Source organism: Alcanivorax sp. IL2 (genome assembly GCF_047495475.1).
Taxonomy (GTDB): Bacteria; Pseudomonadota; Gammaproteobacteria; order Pseudomonadales; family Alcanivoracaceae; genus Alcanivorax.
Genome location: NZ_CP179932.1, coordinates 2,642,357 through 2,658,771, shown reverse-complemented (window position 1 = coordinate 2,658,771; position 16,415 = coordinate 2,642,357). Strand labels below are relative to the sequence as shown.

Here is a 16,415-nt window from a genome sequence, read left to right as displayed (position 1 = left end):
ATCAGGGGATATCTTCCAGTTCGGCACCGGCTTCCTGGAGAGCCTTCAGAGTCGGGCCTTTCTGATCCGGGAAAACCGGGCGGGTGGCGCTGCAAAGCAGGTGAATCTGAAAGCCGGCTTCACAGGCGTCCTTGACGGTGTGGAAGACGCAGACGTCTTCAGCCAGTCCGCCGACCCAGAGCCGTTTAACGCCCCGTTGCCGTAACCAGCCCGTCAGGCCGGTGCCATCAAAGGCGGAGTAGGCATCCTTGTCAAAGGCGGTACCCTTGCTGACGATGACCGTGCCTGCGGGCAGGGACAGATCCGGGTGAAAGGCGGCGCCCGGCGTGTCCTGAATGCAGTGAGGTGGCCAGGGGCCGCCCTGAGCCTGGAAGGAGCAGTGGTCCACGGTGTGCCAGTCGCGGGAGGCGATCACCGGCAAGTTGGCGTCGGCGGCGGCGTTCATCCAGACGTTCATTACGGGGACTACCTGATCGCCATCGGGCACGGCCAGGGCGCCACCGGGGCAGAAATCATTCTGGATATCCACGGCCAGCACAGCATCGCCGGCCTTCAGGGGAAGATGTCCCATGGTTGCCAGTCCTCTGTTGCTTGTGGCGACTTCCAGTGTCGGAGCCTGATGGCAGTGATTCAAGGGGTGGGCGATTCGAGCAGACTGACGACGCGCTCTGCGACAGTGCCTATGTCGCTTTCCAGCTGGAATTTTCCGCTGATGGCCTGCTCGTCACCGGTCCGGTATTTCCCGGTTTGCACTAGGCAGGCCTGCATGCCGCTGTTCAGTGCCCCTTCCACATCGCCATGGACATCGTCACCGACCATCAGGGTATGTTCGGGGCTGGTTCCCAGGTCGGCCAAAACCTGTTCAAAGAAGGCGGTGGAGGGTTTGCCGGTAATGATGGCCTGGCAGTCGGCGGCATATTCCAATGCCCTGACAAAGGGGCCGGCATCCAGATGCAGGCCGTCATCCAGCTGGTAGTAACGGTTTTCGCCGATGGCAATCAGCGGTGCCCCGTCGTGCAACAAGCGGAATGCCTGGTCCAGATGCTCGTAGCTGAATTTCCTGCCGGCATCGCCGATCAGTACGGCATCGGGTTGCTTGCCTTCCAGGTCAGAAAACTCTTCTTTCAGGTTGGGGTGGAACAGGCAGAAGGGCGTTAGCCCTCGGCGAGTCAGGTAGTCGTGGGCGGCTTGTGGCGCGGTGAACAGTTCTGACTCATCAACCGCCAGGTTCAGACTGGCCAGGTCATTGAGTATCTGGTTGCGGTTGCGCTGGGAGGTATTGGTGACAAAGCGCAGGGGCAGACCGGTGGCGCGCAGGCGTTGAAGGGCGTACTGGGCGCCGGGTAGCAGGCGCGGCCCCTGGTAGAACACGCCGGCCAGGTCCAGGCAGATGGCATGCAGCGGCATAGCACTCCTCCGTGAGAGCCTGTGTATGGCGGGAAATCAGGCTCTACTCAGAGCATAGGCGTGGCGGTGTGGTCAGCTCAAGCGGCGAATGGTCAGCGTGTGGGCAATTTTCTCGCCATCCCAGATGTACTCGTAATGCGCGCTGGGGGTGATGGCCTCCACCGGCAGGGGGGAGAACAGGGCATAGCAGTGGCTGCCGGGGGCACGGACGGATTCGTAGTGAAGGCCGGTTTCGCGTAGCTGATACAGCTGCTGGCCGAGCTGTTGTGGGGCTTGGTAATTGTCCGGAGCATGCCAGCGCGGATGCCGGCTGGCCGGGGTGATATCGCACAGGGTGGCCGAGAAGTGGACCTTGAGGCCACGCATGACAATGCGGTCGTATTTCAGGCCTTCTACCTGCTGGAAATAACGCTGTTGGTGGTAACGGGTTTCGGCAAGGGCCGTTGCCATGCGATCCGCGCAGTAGAAGACGCCGTAGGCACCATCAGAAAAGCGGGAGCCGGCGGGGTTTACGTGGACAAAGGGTCCCAGGGCATAGTTGCAACCGGGAATACCCCAGGGGCGCTCTGCGGGGGGTACCCGGTTCAGGTCACCCACTTCGTTCTGCAGGCGCGGGTTGGTCAGGGCCTGCACGGCAAACAGGGCATCGAAGTCGGCCTGATCTGCCACATCGTCAAAAATGGCGATGGGCGGATATTTGCCGTTGATCAGCCGGTAAGCAATCTGCGAGGGAAAAGTCTGTCGGGGCAGGGCCTGTATATCGGTTTGCGTTATCCCCATTGCCCGCCCCGCAGGCTGTCCAGCTGACGGTGTACTTCGTAGAGGCTGGCCACGCGGCCGTTGCTCATGATGTCCATGGGGGTGGCGCCGTTGAAGAACGGGTTGTGGTTGGCCATGCGCACGAAGCCGTAAACGTTTTCCCGGTTACCGAACAGGGTGCGCAGCGCCTGGTGGATATTCAGCAAGTAGCTGAGACGTTCCAGCAGGTCGTTGCCGACCCGGGCGCTGTCCGGCTGGCTCTGGTACTTGTGCAGGGTGGAGCGGCCCACGCCGAGCAGGGCCATCTTTTCCTTCTCACTGCACTGCCAGTGCTCCAGCAGCTTGAGTACGGCGCGCAGGGCTGCATGGCGGGCGCCGTCGTCCAGTGCCTGAGGGGGCTGTTGTCTGACTGCTTCCATGGTGCCTCCTGACTTGATGGTTCAATAATGATCCTTTTTGTGTTTTTTGTCTATATGTGGATTTATGGGCAGGCCATGACTCTGCTTAGGAAGGAGGCCGGTTGCTTGAGTCGATTGTCCTGTTTTCTGGCATCGAGCACAGAGAGGTGAGGTAAATCGGTGCCGGGCTGCATAGAAGGTAGGCGCGGACACTGATAGTGAGTGGCTACGCGGGCTTTATGCCGGTTCGTGTTGCCAAATGTCTGATGAATGATTGCCAATTTCCTGCCCCAAAAAATGGCAGAGCATGGGTGAAATGGCAGTGATGCAGGGCTTGCGCCCGAAAAGGGTGCGCAATAACGGAAAGATTAAGGGGCATCGGAAAACCCCGCTGTTATCTCGCTGGAATAAAACAACGGGGGCAGGAGGGGTTACTGCGGCTTTTGTAGCCGGCGCAGCAGGGCGGAAGTATCCCAGCGTCCGCCGCCCATGGTCTGAATCTCTCGATAAAAATCATTTACCTGCGCCGTCACCGGCAAGAGGGTGCCGTTGCGAGCGGCTTCTGCCAGGCAGATATCCAGATCTTTGCGCATCCAGTCCACGGCAAAGCCGTGTTCATACTGGTCGTTGATCATGGTCTGGTGGCGATGGCTCATTTGCCAGGAGCCAGCGGCGCCATGCTGGATGGTCTCGAACACTTTGCCGGCATCCAGGCCGGCATTCTGGGCGAAGGCGACGCCTTCGGCCAAGGCTTCCACCAGGCCTGCCACGCAGATCTGGTTGACCATTTTGGTGAGCTGCCCGCTGCCTGCCGGGCCCATCAGATTGACCGCTTTGGCATAGTGGTTCAGCACGGGAACCGCGCGCTGGTAGGCCGCCTCATCACCGCCACACATGATCGACAGCTGGCCGTTTTCGGCTCCCTGCTGGCCGCCTGACACCGGCGCATCGATAAAGTCTGCCTGGCGATCCCGGCAGGCGGCATCCAGCTCCCGGGCCACTGCGGCGCTGGCGGTGGTGTGATCCACCAGCAGGGCGCGTTCGCTGAGAGTTTCCAGTACGCCGCCGGGGCCCAGAGTGACCTGGCGCAGGTCATCGTCATTGCCCACGCAGACGAACACCATGGCGGCGCCTGCAGCGGCCTCTGCGGGGGTGGCAGCGGTACGGCCATTAAAATCCCGGGCCCACTGGTGAGCGCGGCTGGCGGTGCGGTTGTAGACGGTCATGGACAGCCCGGCTTCGGCCAGGTGGCCGGCCATGGGGTAGCCCATGGTGCCAAGTCCGATAAACGCGGCGTTAATTTGTGGCATTGCTGGGATCCTGCTCGGTAACCGTTGCGGGGTCATTGGCCGGTAGCGGGTAGGTGGCAAACCGGGGGGCGGTGAGGCTGCCCAGATACAGGGTATTGCCGTGTTGTTCCACGCTGGTGATGGGGGCGAAGGCGTCGGCGCTGGTGTCCTGCAGGTTGTGAGTGACTTCCCCCTGTTCGTTCAGACCCAGTACGAAACCGTGGTGGGCAGGCTGGGGCTGCAGGAATGAGGGCAACCGGAAGGCCACCTTGCGCAGCAGGGGCTTGTCGGACATGGCGTCCAGCATGGCATTACGCGGGCTGAACAGGGCGACCCAGAAGGTGCCGTTACCGTTGCTGGAGATGCCGTCCGGAATACCGGGCAGGTTGTCGAAGAAAACATCATGGCTGCCGGCTTTGTCGCCTTTCAGCCAGTAACGAACAATCCGGTAACTGCCGGTTTCATTGACCAGGACAAAGTCTTCGTCCCGGGACAGGGCCACGCCGTTGGCGAATTGCAGGCCATCCAGCAGGACCTGGGTCTGATCGCTGGCCGGGTCGTAACGCAGCAGACGGCCGTGGCCTCCGTGTTCGAGAATGTCGTCGCGGGCGTGCAGGGCGGGGCCGAACTTGCTGGACGCATCGGTGAAGTAGATAACACCGTTGCTGTCCGCATCCACATCGTCGGTGAATTTGTAATCCACACCGTTGGCCCGCTGGGAAAGCGCGGCAATGGCCCCGGACGGGCTGATGCTGAGCAGCCCCTTGTAGCCATCGGCCACGATCAGATTGCCTTGCGGGTCAAAATCCAGGCCCAGCGGTCGCCCCTTGGTGTCGGCAATCAGGTCCGGGTTGCTGCCATCCGGGTTGAAGCGGACGATGCGGCCGTCCACGTAGCCCACATAGAGAAAACCGTCACTATCGATAGCCACATCTTCCGGGCCGATGCCGTCGTCAACGGCCAGGGAGCGGCTTTGCGCCAGGGCGGAGTTGCTGGCATAGGGGCCTTCAAGCGCGGGTGCTTCCGGTGCCTGCCAGGCCACTGGATCAATGGATACCGGCCAGAACAACAGATAGCCAACCAGAATGATGAGAATCAGCAGTGCAATGTTTTTTATCATTGGAATCCGGAAGATCGGTTAACGGAACGTCGATGCTTGCATGGAGGGAGCAGTCGCGCAAATGCAGGGTGCTAATCATTGTGGATGAGCGTGGTTGGGGTGGGCGGTAAAGGCAGAATCTGTTTTTACCACAGCGGGCACAGAGTTCACTGAGGAAAAGACATCGCAGCGGCAGGTTTTCTGGGGCGCGCTATGCAGATAGCCAGTTAATTCGCCATGCAAGCAGTGCGTTCTTGTCTCTGAAAAGAAAGGGTTTTACTCAGTGAACTCTGTGCCCTCTGTGGTAAAAAGCCTTTGAACTTAACAGGCAGCAGGCACAAAAAAACCGCCCGGAGGCGGTTTTTTTGTGTGGCGCTAACGAGGCGGTTATTTGCGCTCGTTGACCGGTACGAACTCGCGTTCGGTCTCGCCGGTGTACAACTGGCGAGGGCGGCCAATTTTGTACGGGTTGGAGATCATTTCGTTCCAGTGTGCGATCCAGCCCACGGTACGGGACAGAGCGAAGATCACGGTGAACATGGAGGTCGGAATGCCGATCGCCTTGAGGATGATCCCGGAGTAGAAATCCACGTTCGGGAACAGCTTCTTCTCTTTGAAGTAGGGGTCGCTCAGGGCGATTTCTTCCAGCTTCATGGCCAGTTCCAGTTGCGGATCGTTGACACCCAGTTCGGCCAGAACATCGTGGCAGGATTCGCGCATCACGGTGGCACGCGGATCGTAGTTCTTGTAAACGCGGTGACCGAAGCCCATCAGCTTGAACGGGTCGTTCTTGTCCTTGGCTTTGGCGATGTAGGCGTCGATGTTATCCAGCGAGCCGATTTCGTCCAGCATGTTCAGCACGGCTTCGTTGGCGCCGCCGTGTGCCGGGCCCCACAAGGCAGAGATGCCAGCAGCGATACAGGCGAACGGGTTGGCACCGGAGGAGCCAGCCAGACGCACGGTAGAGGTGGAGGCGTTCTGCTCGTGATCCGCATGCAGGATGAAGATGCGATCCATGGCCTTGGCCAGGGTCGGGCTGATCTTGGATTCTTCACAAGGGTTGCCGAACATCATGTGCAGGAAGTTTTCTGCGTAACCCAAGTCGTTGCGCGGGTACATGAAGGGCTGGCCGAGCGCGTACTTGTAGCACATGGCCGCGATGGTGGGCATCTTGGCGATCAGGCGGTACGCGGTGATTTCACGGTGCTCGGGATTATTGATGTCCAGAGAGTCGTGGTAGAAGGCAGACAGCGCGCCAACTACGCCACACATGATGGCCATCGGGTGGGCATCGCGGCGGAAACCGTTGAAGAAGTTGCGGATCTGCTCGTGCACCATGGTGTGATTCTTCACGGTGCTGATGAATTGATCACGCTGTTCTGCGGTGGGCAGTTCGCCGTAAAGCAGGGTGTAACACACTTCCAGGTAGTCGGACTTGCCGGCCAGTTCCTCGATGGAGTAGCCGCGATGCAGCAGCTTGCCCACTTCACCATCAATAAAGGTGATCTTGGATTCACAGGAGGCGGTGGAGGTGAAGCCCGGGTCGAAGGTGAAGACACCGTTGGCTACCAGTTTGGACACGTCAATAACATCGCGGCCCAGGGTCGGGGTGTAGATCGGCAGGTCCAGGTCCTTACCATCTACCTTGAGAGTGGCTTTCTTCTCGGTCATGGGAATCTCTCCATTGGCGGACGAGGGAACGTTCCTCAAGGCAAGGAAGGTCCTCCAAAGCGCGGGGGAAGGTAAAGTTTTGACACACCTTTGTCAACGCGAACCCGGGAACCGGTGGGTCAGACTTTTGTAGGGTAAACAGCCTGTTACAGCAATAACCGCATTTTGCATCAGGCTGGTGCAAGCTCTTTTTAGGGCGCTCACATCCGGTGCGCCATTGTAAATCAAGGCGTTAGAGGAAAGATACTGTGTTTGAATGGTGCGCAGCGTTTGTTTTGCTCAGGGCGCAGCGATATACTGCCGCCCGGCAGAAACCTCTGACTGGGGGTTTTGTGTGGGCCCACCCCGGCCCAGGCGAGGTTGTTAAGATCAGACTTCACGTTTTGATCTCAACAACTTTGCCAAAGTTCCCGACAACCGCCCCAACCTGGGGCCCGGCTATAAGTAGGCTACCGTGAACGATAAGCGACCCGTTAACCTCGATCTGAGCACGATCAAGTTCCCGGTCACGGCTATAGCATCTATCACCCACCGTGTAACCGGCGTTGCCATTTTCCTGGCGTTGCCGATTCTGTTGTGGATGCTGGATCGCTCCCTGGCGTCTCCCGAGAGCTTTGCGGACCTGAAAGAACTGATGACCTCCCCGCTGGTGAAGTTGGTGGTATGGGCCATTCTGGCTGTACTGCTGTATCACCTGGTGGCAGGTATTCGCCACCTTATTATGGATGCTGGAGTGGGTGAGACCCTGGAAGGCGGCCAGCGCGGCGCCAAACTGGTGTTCATCATCTCTGTAGTACTGATTCTGCTGGTAGGAGGCTGGATATGGTAACCAGTGTGACGAGCCTGGGCCGGAACGGCCTGTATGACTGGCTCATTCAACGTGTGTCTGCCGCTATCATTGGTGTGTACATGATCGGCATGCTGGGCTACCTGATGCTGTCCGGTGACCTGGACTATGGCAGCTGGAAAGCTCTGATGAGCTCTGTCTGCATGCAGATTGCCAACACCCTGCTGGTAGTTTCCGTTGCTGCACATACCTGGGTAGGCCTGTGGGGCGTAACCACCGACTACCTGACCGGCATGACCCTGGGTAAAGCTGCCACCGGCGTTCGCCTGATTGCCCAGCTGGCAATTGCACTGGCACTGGTGGTGTACCTGTTGTGGGGTCTGGTTGTTATTTGGGGAGGGGCGTAATCCATGTCCATTCGCACTATTACGTTTGACGCTATCGTCGTAGGTGGTGGTGGTGCCGGTATGCGCGCCTCACTGCAAATGGCCCAGTCCGGTTTCAAGACTGCGCTGATTTCCAAAGTATTCCCGACCCGGTCGCACACCGTGTCCGCCCAGGGCGGCATTACCTGTGCCATCGCGTCTGCTGATCCCAACGATGATTGGCGCTGGCACATGTACGATACCGTCAAAGGCTCCGACTATATCGGTGACCAGGACGCGATCGAATACATGTGTAATGTGGGCCCGGAAGCGGTATTTGAACTGGACCACATGGGTCTGCCGTTCTCCCGTACCGAAGAAGGTCGTATCTACCAGCGTCCGTTCGGTGGTCAGTCCAAGAACTTCGGTGAAGGCGGCCAGGCGGCCCGTACCTGTGCGGCCGCTGACCGTACCGGTCATGCGCTGCTGCATACCCTTTACCAGCAGAACCTGAAGAACGGCACCCAGTTCTACAACGAGTGGTATGCCTCCGAACTGGTCAAGGACGACGAAGGTAATGTCTGTGGCGTGATCGCCATCGATATCGAGTCCGGCGAGACCGTGTTCTTCAAGGCCAAGGCAACCGTCTTTGCTACCGGCGGTGCCGGTCGTATCTACGCGTCTACCACCAACGCCCTGATCAATACCGGTGACGGTGTTGGCATGGCTTTGCGTGCTGGCCTGCCGGTACAAGACATCGAAATGTGGCAGTTCCATCCCACCGGTATTGCCGGTGCGGGCACACTGGTTACCGAGGGTTGTCGGGGCGAGGGTGGCTATCTGATCAACAAGGATGGCGAGCGTTTCATGGAGCGTTATGCGCCAAACGCCAAAGATCTGGCCTCCCGTGATGTTGTTGCCCGTTCCATGATGATGGAGATCCTGGACGGCCGAGGCGCTGGTCCGGACGGCGACCACGTATTCCTCAAGCTCGATCACCTGGGTGAAGAAGTGCTGCACAGCCGCCTGCCGGGTATCTGTGAACTGGCCATTACTTTCGCGCAGACTGATCCTGTGAAGGAACCGATCCCGGTTGTGCCGACCTGTCATTACATGATGGGTGGTATCCCCACTAACGTTCACGGTCAGGCCATCAAGCTGTCTGGCGGCCATGAAGGTGAAGAGCAGTTCGTCAATGGTCTCTTCGCAGTGGGCGAAGTCGCCTGTGTATCTGTACACGGTGCAAACCGCCTGGGCGGTAACTCGCTGCTGGATCTTGTGGTGTTTGGTCGGGCTGCAGGCCTTTATATCGAGGATCAGCTACGTCAGGGCATGACCCAGTACGAGCCCACCGATGCCAACATCGACGAAGCCATGGCGCGCCTGCGTCGTTGGGATGAGTCTACCAGTGGCGAATCCATTCCGGCCCTGCGCAAAGAGCTGCAGAGTGTGATGCAGAATCACTTCGGCGTATTCCGCAAAGGTGATCTGATGGCGGAAGGTGTAGCCAAGCTTGCGGATTTGCGCGAGCGCATTGGTAAGGCGCATCTTGATGACAAGAGCAAGCCGTTCAACACCGCGCGTATCGAAGCACTTGAGCTGGAGAACTTGCTGGAAGTGGCGGAAGCCACTGCCATTGCAGCAGAAGGTCGTACCGAGAGCCGTGGTGCCCATTCCCGCTACGATTTCCCTGATCGTGACGATGAGAACTGGTTGTGCCACTCCATCTTCGACCCGAAAGCCAAGAAGCTGGGCAAGCGTGACGTGAACTTCAAGCCGAAGACTGTCGACACCTTCCAGCCCAAGGCTCGGACCTACTAACGGAGAGTAATACGATGAAAGTTAGTATCTATCGCTACAATCCGGAAACGGACCGCGAGCCGAGCATGAAGGAGTATGAGGTTGATACCCAGGGTAAAGACCTCATGGTGCTGGACATCCTTGCTCTGGTGAAAGAGCAGGATTCCTCCATGTCCTACCGTCGCTCCTGTCGTGAGGGTGTATGTGGCTCTGACGGCATGAACATCAACGGCAAGAACGGCTTGGCTTGTATTACTCCGTTGTCCCAAGTGGCACCGGGGGTACTGGAAGGCAAGAAGCCGCTGATCCTGCGCCCGTTGCCGGGGTTGCCGGTCATTCGCGACCTGGTGGTGGACATGGGTATGTTCTACAACCAGTACGAGAAGGTGCAGCCGTTCCTGCAGAATACCAGCCCGGCGCCGGCTATTGAGCGCCTGCAGACTCCAGAAGATCGTGCCAAGCTGGATGGCCTGTACGAGTGCATTCTGTGTGCCTGCTGCTCTACCAGCTGCCCGAGCTTCTGGTGGAACCCGGACAAGTTCCTGGGCCCGGCGGCCCTGTTGCAGAGCTACCGCTTCCTGGCGGACAGCCGCGATACGGCTACCGAAGAGCGACTGAGCAAGCTGGATGACCCCTTCAGCCTGTTCCGTTGCCACGGCATCATGAACTGTGTCAGCGTGTGTCCGAAAGGGCTCAACCCGACCCGGGCCATTGGCCATATCCGTTCCATGTTGCTGGAACGGGGCATCTGACCCGAACGAAGAAGGCGGCCATATGGCCGCCTTTTTTGTATCTGTTACCGTAGAAAGTGTCGTTGAATGGTGTCTATTCGACGTTTTGCCAGTGCCGTAATGGATAGAAAAAGTGTTAAGTTGTTTTATCAAATCGGCGTCTAACAAAACCGAAATAAAAGGGCTACACTAGACGGCGATTCGAGGTAATCCCTCGTCGAGACGTGACAGAACACTCACCCTCACCCCACCCGGTGACGATGAGTGGTTTTGTTTCATCTCATGGGTGGGGCAGGGCTTAAAAGGCGCTGTCCCGGACAATACAAAGCGTACGGGAACAGGGTCGCCCCCCTGTGGTCGCAGTGACACCACCTACCACAGAGTGTGACACCTCCCGCTGAAGGAACGAGCTGACATGCAAGACAGTTCCATGCAGCGCCAATGGCAGTCCTCCCATATCGGAGGAGCCAACGCCGCCTATGTCGACGAACTGTACGAATCCTATCTGACTGACCCCAATTCTGTGCCGGAAGACTGGCGCGTCTACTTCGAAAAACTCCCCAGTGTTGATGCCGCCGTCGAATCTGACGTTCCCCATGCGGCTGTTCGTGAATATTTCCTGTTGCAGGCCAAGAATCGTTCCCGGGTGCAAAAGTTCGGTGCCAGTGCTGTCAGCACCGAGCACGAGCGACGCCAGGTGCGAGTGCTGCACCTGATTGCGGCGTACCGCAACCGGGGTCATCAGGTGGCGAAGCTGGATCCACTGGGGATCATGGAGCGCGAAGCAGTACCGGATTTGGAGTTGTCTCACCACGGGTTAAGCCCCGCGGACCTGGATACCGTATTCCAGACCGGTAATCTGTTTATCGGCAAGCCCGAAGCCACTCTCCGTGAGATCGTTGACTGTTTGCAGGGCACCTATTGTTCCAGTGTGGGTGCCGAATACATGCATATCGTCAACACCGCGGAAAAACGCTGGCTCCAGCAGCGCATGGAAGGCGTGCGCAGCCATCCGGAGTACGGTGAAGACGTCAAAAAACATATTCTCGAGCGTCTGTCCGCCGCGGAAGGTCTGGAGAAATATCTGGGCAGCAAGTACCCGGGTACCAAGCGTTTCGGTCTGGAGGGGGGCGAATCCCTGATTCCGCTGATGGACGAGATCATTCAGCGGGTGGGCAGCTACGGGGCCAAGGAACTGGTCATCGGCATGGCCCACCGGGGTCGTCTGAATGTGCTGGTCAACACCCTGGGCAAGAGTCCCAAGGATCTGTTCGAGGAATTCGATGGCAAGAGCTTTATCGAAACCGGCTCCGGTGATGTGAAGTATCACCAGGGCTTTTCCTCCAATGTGCAGACCTCCGGCGGTGAAGTCCACCTGGCCATGGCGTTCAACCCATCGCATCTGGAAATCGTCTCCCCGGTTGTGGAGGGCTCGGTGCGGGCCCGCCAGGATCGCCGGGAAGACCATGAAGGCGAACAGGTCGTACCGATCCTGCTGCACGGCGATGCCGCCTTCGCCGGTCAGGGCGTGGTAATGGAAACCTTCCAGATGTCCCAGACCCGGGGCTTCTATACCGGTGGTACCCTGCACGTGATCATCAACAACCAGGTCGGCTTTACGACCAGCCGTCGTGATGATGCGCGCTCCACCGAGTACTGCACCGACGTGGCAAAAATGGTGCAGGCCCCCATTTTCCACGTCAATGCAGATGATCCGGAAGCGGTGTACTTCGTCACTCAGCTGGCGGTGGACTACCGCATGCAGTTCAAGAAGGATGTGGTGATTGACCTGATCTGCTATCGCCGCCTGGGTCATAACGAGGCGGATGAGCCATCTTCCACCCAGCCGCTGATGTACAAGAAGATCAAGTCCCACCCGACTACGCGAACGCTTTATGCGGAGCGTCTGGTCAGTGAGGGCGTGGTCAGTGAGCAGGCAGCACAGAAAACTGCTGACGATTACCGCAACATGCTGGATGCGGGCGACCACGTGGTGAAATCCCTGGTGCGTGAACCCAACAAGTCCCTGTTCGTGGACTGGTCACCCTACATCGGCCATCAGGTGGAAGATGACTGGGATACCAGCTATCCGCTGAAAAAGTTGCAGGATCTTGCCACTCGCCTGGAAACGCCGCCTGAAGGTCTTGTCGTTCAGCGTCAGGTGAAAAAGATTCTCGAAGATCGCCGCAAGATGACCGCCGGTGCCTTGCCGTTGAACTGGGGGTACGGTGAAACCCTGGCCTACGCCACCCTGATCGATCAAGGCTTCCATGTGCGTCTCACCGGGCAGGATTCCGGCCGCGGCACTTTCTCTCACCGTCATTCGGTGCTGCACAACCAGAAAGACGGTGAGCAGTATGTGCCGCTGCAGCATCTCTATGAGGGTCAGCCACGTTTCGATATTTATGATTCGTTGCTGTCCGAAGAGGCGGTGCTTGGCTACGAGTACGGTTACGCCACTACCACGCCCAAGACGCTGGTGATCTGGGAAGCGCAGTTCGGCGACTTTGCCAACGGCGCCCAGGTGGTGATCGATCAGTTCATTTCCTCCGGGGAGGCCAAGTGGGGTCGCCTGTGTGGGCTGACCATGCTGTTGCCCCATGGCTATGAAGGGCAGGGCCCGGAGCACTCCTCCGCCCGGCTGGAACGCTTCCTGCAATTGTGCGCCGAGCACAACATGCAGATCTGCGTTCCCAGCACCCCGGCCCAGATTTATCACCTGTTGCGCCGCCAGGCGGTTCGCCCGCTGCGCAAGCCATTGGTGATCATGAGTCCCAAGAGTTTGCTGCGGCATAAAAAAGCGATTTCCACCCTGGAAGATCTGGCTGACGGTATTTTCCGTACCGTGCTGGATGACCCGGCAGAGCTGGATCGCGACAAGGTGAAACGGGTAGTGATGTGCTCCGGCAAGGTGTACTACGACCTGCTCGAGAAGCGCGACAGCGATGAGTTGATCGACACCGCGCTGATTCGCGTCGAGCAGCTCTATCCGTTCCCGGAGCAGCGCTTGCAGGAAGTGCTGGAGGGTTACCCCAATCTGGAGAACCTGGTGTGGTGTCAGGAGGAGCCCATGAACCAGGGCGCCTGGTATTGCTCGCAGCACCATATGTACCGGGTGGCCCGCGAGGTCGGAGACCTGCGGGTGCATTACGCTGGCCGTGATATGGCTGCCGCGCCGGCAGCTGGCTCCATGGCCCTTCATGTGGAACAACAGCAGCGTCTGGTCCAGGACGCCTTCGAGATCAAGTAAATAAGGATTAGGCATGGCGACTGATATCAAAGCTCCGCAGTTTCCCGAATCAGTAGCGGACGGCACCGTAGCCACCTGGCACAAACAGGAAGGCGAAGCGGTCAAGCGTGATGAGCTGCTGGTGGACATCGAAACCGACAAGGTGGTGCTGGAAGTAGTGGCACCGGCTGACGGTGTAGTCAGCAAGATTCTCGCAGCTGAAGGCGATACCGTTGAGAGCCAGCAAGTGCTGGGTCATTTCGAAGAGGGCGCCAGCGGTTCGGCGTCATCTGGTGGTGACAAAGCCGATTCGGCTCCGGCGGAGCAGAAAGAAGAGGCTTCGACAGCAGAAAAGGCGCCCGCCAATGAGGCAGCCAGCGACGACGACAGCGCGTCGGACCAGGCCGGCCCGGCGGCGCGCAAGCTGATGACCGAACATGGCGTTGCCGCTGCCCAAGTGACCGGCACCGGCAAAGGCGGCCGCATCACCAAGGCGGACGTGGAAAAAACCATCAGCGACAAGGAAGAGAAGCGGGCCAGTCAACCGGCACCGCAGCAGCCGGCTACCCTGGATGTACCGGCAACGCCGGGTGAACGCGAAGAGCGTCGGGTTCCCATGACCCGTCTGCGCAAGCGTATCGCCGAGCGACTGGTGTCTGCCCAGCAGAACTCCGCCATGTTGACCACCTTCAACGAGGTCAACATGAAACCGATCATGGATATGCGCAAGCATTACCAGCCGGAATTTGAAAAGGCCCACAACGTGCGCCTGGGCTTCATGGGCTTCTTCACCCGTGCCTGTGTGGAAGCGTTGAAACGGTTCCCGGCAGTGAATGCGTCCATCGATGGCGAGGACATTGTCTACCACGGTTACTACGACGTGGGTGTGGCGGTGTCCACCGAGCGAGGTCTGGTGGTTCCGGTGATTCGTGATGCAGACCAGCGCGGTCTGGCGGAAGTGGAATCCCAGATCATCGAGTACGGCCAGAAAGCTCAGAAGGGCAAGCTCTCCATCGAGGAAATGACCGGTGGCACCTTCACCATTTCCAATGGCGGGGTATTTGGGTCACTGATTTCCACACCGATCCTCAACCCGCCGCAGACGGCCATCCTTGGCATGCACAAAATCCAGGAGCGCCCCATGGCGGTGGACGGCAAGGTGGAAATCCTGCCGATGATGTACCTGGCGCTGTCCTACGACCACCGTTTGATCGATGGCAAGGAAGCGGTGCAGTTCCTGGTGGCAGTGAAGAACTTTATCGAAGATCCGGCGCGTTTGCTGCTGGATATCTGAATGTATGCCTGCACGCATCACGTTGGCACGCAACCACGCTAAGGGCGTGCCAGCGTGTTGCGTGAAGCGTGCCAGCGATTGAAGGAATAGATCATGGCTGACAAGTACGACGTCATTGTCATCGGTGGTGGCCCCGGCGGTTATGTGGCTGCCATCCGTTGTGCGCAACTGGGTTTCAACACGGCCTGTATCGAGAAACGTATCAACAAGCAGGACGAGCCCGCACTGGGTGGTACCTGTCTGAATGTGGGCTGCATCCCCTCCAAGGCCCTGCTGGATTCTTCCTGGAAGTATCACGAAGCGCAGAGCTCCCTGGCGGACCATGGCATCAAGCTGGGCGACGTGAGCCTGGACCTGGATACCATGCACAAGCGCAAGGACACCATCGTCCGTAACCTGACCGGTGGCATCGCCCAGCTCTTCAAGGCCAATAAGGTCACGTGGCTGCAAGGCAGTGGGCAGTTGAAGAGTGGCAAACAGGTGGAATTTTCTCCCCTGGACGGTGATGCGCAGACCCTGCAGGCTGAGCACATCATTCTGGCCGCTGGCTCCGTGCCGGTAGAGATTCCACCGACCCCGGTTGATCAGAAGATTATCGTCGACTCTACCGGCGCCCTGGATCTTCCCGAAGTGCCCAAGCGTCTCGGTGTGATTGGTGCCGGTGTGATCGGGCTGGAACTGGGTAGTGTCTGGGCCCGTCTCGGCAGCGAAGTGGTGGTGCTGGAAGCAGTGGACACCTTCCTGCCGACGGTGGATCAGCAGATCGCCAAGGACGCCAAGAAGCAGTTCAGCAAACAAGGCATGGATATCCGCCTTGGCGCCCGGGTTACCGGCTCCGAGATGAAGAAGAACCAGGTCGTGGTGAACTTCACCGACAAGGACGGTGATCAGCAGGAGACCTTCGACCGACTGATCGTGGCCGTGGGCCGTCGCCCCTATACCGAAGGCCTGCTCAGTCAGGATGCCGGTGTCAGCCTGGATGAGCGTAATTTCGTTTACGTGGACAACCAGTGCCGTACCGATGTGCCCGGCGTCTACGCCATTGGTGATCTGGTGCGCGGCCCTGCACTGGCCCATAAGGCCATCGAGGAAGGCGTGATGGTGGCCGAGGTGATTGCTGGCGAGCACACCCAGGTTAACTACGATGCCGTCCCCGGGGTGATCTACACCCATCCGGAAGTGGCATGGGTGGGCAAGACCGAAGAAGAGGTCAAGGAATCCGGTGAAGCCTACAAGACCGGGGCTGTGCCTTTTGCGGCCAATGGTCGCGCCATGGCGGCCGGTGAGACCGGGGGCATGGTGAAGTTTGTGGCCGATGAGAAAACCGACCGCATTCTCGGTATGCATGTGGTGGGGCCTCAGGCCTCAGAACTGATCCAGCAAGGCGTGGTGGCGATGGAATTCGGCGCCACCATAGAAGATTTGCAACTGATGGTGTTCGGTCATCCGAGCCTGTCGGAAACCGTTCATGAAGCCGCCCTGGCCGTGGATTACAAGGCAATCCATGTGGCGCAGCGTCGGCGCAAGAAATAACGCCGCAGAACGGTCGCGAAGTGACGGCGTCCAGACGGGCGCCACTCATTCAT

14 protein-coding genes are annotated in these 16,415 nt (G+C 58.8%); 7 read left to right on the top strand and 7 right to left on the bottom strand.

Annotated features, from left to right (window positions below; genetic code table 11):
* Position 1: 1 nt before the first annotated feature.
* The 7 genes from ACMG4N_RS12340 to gltA form a co-directional block, all read right to left on the bottom strand.
* Entirely contained in the window at positions 2 to 571 is a 570-nt protein-coding gene (locus ACMG4N_RS12340; RefSeq protein ID WP_414431852.1) for an isochorismatase family protein, read from the bottom strand.
* Between the two features lie 59 nt (positions 572 to 630).
* The gene (locus ACMG4N_RS12335) at positions 631 to 1,407 is read right to left on the bottom strand and encodes a TIGR01458 family HAD-type hydrolase (protein WP_414431851.1); all 777 of its coding nucleotides are present in this window, start codon (positions 1,405 to 1,407) and stop codon (positions 631 to 633) included.
* 72 nt (positions 1,408 to 1,479) lie between these two features.
* Positions 1,480 to 2,187 carry an RES family NAD+ phosphorylase gene (locus tag ACMG4N_RS12330; protein WP_414431850.1) on the bottom strand — a complete coding sequence of 236 codons (708 nt, stop codon included), beginning with the start codon at positions 2,185 to 2,187 and terminating at the stop codon, positions 1,480 to 1,482.
* Entirely contained in the window at positions 2,178 to 2,585 is a 408-nt protein-coding gene (locus tag ACMG4N_RS12325; RefSeq protein ID WP_297764377.1) for an MbcA/ParS/Xre antitoxin family protein, read from the bottom strand. Before ACMG4N_RS12325 ends, ACMG4N_RS12330 begins: the two co-directional genes overlap by 10 nt.
* A 410-nt stretch (positions 2,586 to 2,995) precedes the next feature.
* Positions 2,996 to 3,874 carry an NAD(P)-dependent oxidoreductase gene (locus tag ACMG4N_RS12320; RefSeq protein WP_414431849.1) on the bottom strand — a complete coding sequence of 293 codons (879 nt, stop codon included), beginning with the start codon at positions 3,872 to 3,874 and terminating at the stop codon, positions 2,996 to 2,998.
* A complete protein-coding gene (locus ACMG4N_RS12315) occupies positions 3,861 to 4,973 on the bottom strand; it encodes an SMP-30/gluconolactonase/LRE family protein (RefSeq protein WP_414431848.1) in 1,113 nt (370 codons plus the stop codon). The genes ACMG4N_RS12320 and ACMG4N_RS12315 overlap by 14 nt, the downstream gene beginning before the upstream one ends.
* Before the next feature lie 366 nt (positions 4,974 to 5,339).
* The gene (gltA, locus tag ACMG4N_RS12310) at positions 5,340 to 6,623 is read right to left on the bottom strand and encodes a citrate synthase (RefSeq protein ID WP_297764370.1); all 1,284 of its coding nucleotides are present in this window, start codon (positions 6,621 to 6,623) and stop codon (positions 5,340 to 5,342) included.
* Between the two features lie 454 nt (positions 6,624 to 7,077).
* Here gltA and sdhC point away from each other — a divergent pair, with 454 nt between their 5' ends.
* The 7 genes from sdhC to lpdA all read left to right on the top strand — a co-directional run bounded on the left by sdhC (position 7,078) and on the right by lpdA (position 16,362).
* Positions 7,078 to 7,452: a succinate dehydrogenase, cytochrome b556 subunit gene (gene sdhC / locus ACMG4N_RS12305; protein WP_273009616.1), complete on the top strand. Its 375-nt coding sequence runs from the start codon at positions 7,078 to 7,080 to the stop codon at positions 7,450 to 7,452.
* Positions 7,446 to 7,817: a succinate dehydrogenase, hydrophobic membrane anchor protein gene (gene sdhD, locus ACMG4N_RS12300; RefSeq protein WP_273009614.1), complete on the top strand. Its 372-nt coding sequence runs from the start codon at positions 7,446 to 7,448 to the stop codon at positions 7,815 to 7,817. The genes sdhC and sdhD overlap by 7 nt, the downstream gene beginning before the upstream one ends.
* Positions 7,818 to 7,820: 3 nt before the next feature.
* Complete coding sequence (sdhA, locus tag ACMG4N_RS12295; protein WP_297764365.1) at positions 7,821 to 9,596, top strand: succinate dehydrogenase flavoprotein subunit; 1,776 nt, start codon at positions 7,821 to 7,823, stop codon at positions 9,594 to 9,596.
* A gap of 14 nt (positions 9,597 to 9,610) precedes the next feature.
* Positions 9,611 to 10,327 carry a succinate dehydrogenase iron-sulfur subunit gene (locus ACMG4N_RS12290; RefSeq protein ID WP_273009610.1) on the top strand — a complete coding sequence of 239 codons (717 nt, stop codon included), beginning with the start codon at positions 9,611 to 9,613 and terminating at the stop codon, positions 10,325 to 10,327.
* 394 nt (positions 10,328 to 10,721) lie between these two features.
* Entirely contained in the window at positions 10,722 to 13,556 is a 2,835-nt protein-coding gene (locus tag ACMG4N_RS12285) for a 2-oxoglutarate dehydrogenase E1 component (protein WP_286827250.1), read from the top strand.
* Between the two features lie 13 nt (positions 13,557 to 13,569).
* Positions 13,570 to 14,829, top strand: coding sequence for a 2-oxoglutarate dehydrogenase complex dihydrolipoyllysine-residue succinyltransferase (gene odhB / locus ACMG4N_RS12280; protein ID WP_297764358.1), 1,260 nt, complete (start codon positions 13,570 to 13,572; stop codon positions 14,827 to 14,829).
* A 93-nt stretch (positions 14,830 to 14,922) separates the two neighbouring features.
* A complete protein-coding gene (gene lpdA / locus ACMG4N_RS12275) occupies positions 14,923 to 16,362 on the top strand; it encodes a dihydrolipoyl dehydrogenase (RefSeq protein ID WP_297764355.1) in 1,440 nt (479 codons plus the stop codon).
* Positions 16,363 to 16,415: the final 53 nt, after the last annotated feature.

Bases quoted from the DNA above. Each gene is read 5' to 3' on its own strand.
- ACMG4N_RS12340 (WP_414431852.1), bottom strand. From the start codon at position 571: ATGGGACATCTTCCCCTGAAGGCCGGCGATGCTGTGCTGGCCGTGGAT.
- ACMG4N_RS12335 (WP_414431851.1), bottom strand. From the start codon at position 1,407: ATGCCGCTGCATGCCATCTGCCTGGACCTGGCCGGCGTGTTCTACCAG.
- ACMG4N_RS12330 (WP_414431850.1), bottom strand. From the start codon at position 2,187: ATGGGGATAACGCAAACCGATATACAGGCCCTGCCCCGACAGACTTTT.
- ACMG4N_RS12325 (WP_297764377.1), bottom strand. From the start codon at position 2,585: ATGGAAGCAGTCAGACAACAGCCCCCTCAGGCACTGGACGACGGCGCC.
- ACMG4N_RS12320 (WP_414431849.1), bottom strand. From the start codon at position 3,874: ATGCCACAAATTAACGCCGCGTTTATCGGACTTGGCACCATGGGCTAC.
- ACMG4N_RS12315 (WP_414431848.1), bottom strand. From the start codon at position 4,973: ATGATAAAAAACATTGCACTGCTGATTCTCATCATTCTGGTTGGCTAT.
- gltA (WP_297764370.1), bottom strand. From the start codon at position 6,623: ATGACCGAGAAGAAAGCCACTCTCAAGGTAGATGGTAAGGACCTGGAC.
- sdhD (WP_273009614.1), top strand. From the start codon at position 7,446: ATGGTAACCAGTGTGACGAGCCTGGGCCGGAACGGCCTGTATGACTGG.
- sdhA (WP_297764365.1), top strand. From the start codon at position 7,821: ATGTCCATTCGCACTATTACGTTTGACGCTATCGTCGTAGGTGGTGGT.
- ACMG4N_RS12290 (WP_273009610.1), top strand. From the start codon at position 9,611: ATGAAAGTTAGTATCTATCGCTACAATCCGGAAACGGACCGCGAGCCG.
- ACMG4N_RS12285 (WP_286827250.1), top strand. From the start codon at position 10,722: ATGCAAGACAGTTCCATGCAGCGCCAATGGCAGTCCTCCCATATCGGA.
- odhB (WP_297764358.1), top strand. From the start codon at position 13,570: ATGGCGACTGATATCAAAGCTCCGCAGTTTCCCGAATCAGTAGCGGAC.
- lpdA (WP_297764355.1), top strand. From the start codon at position 14,923: ATGGCTGACAAGTACGACGTCATTGTCATCGGTGGTGGCCCCGGCGGT.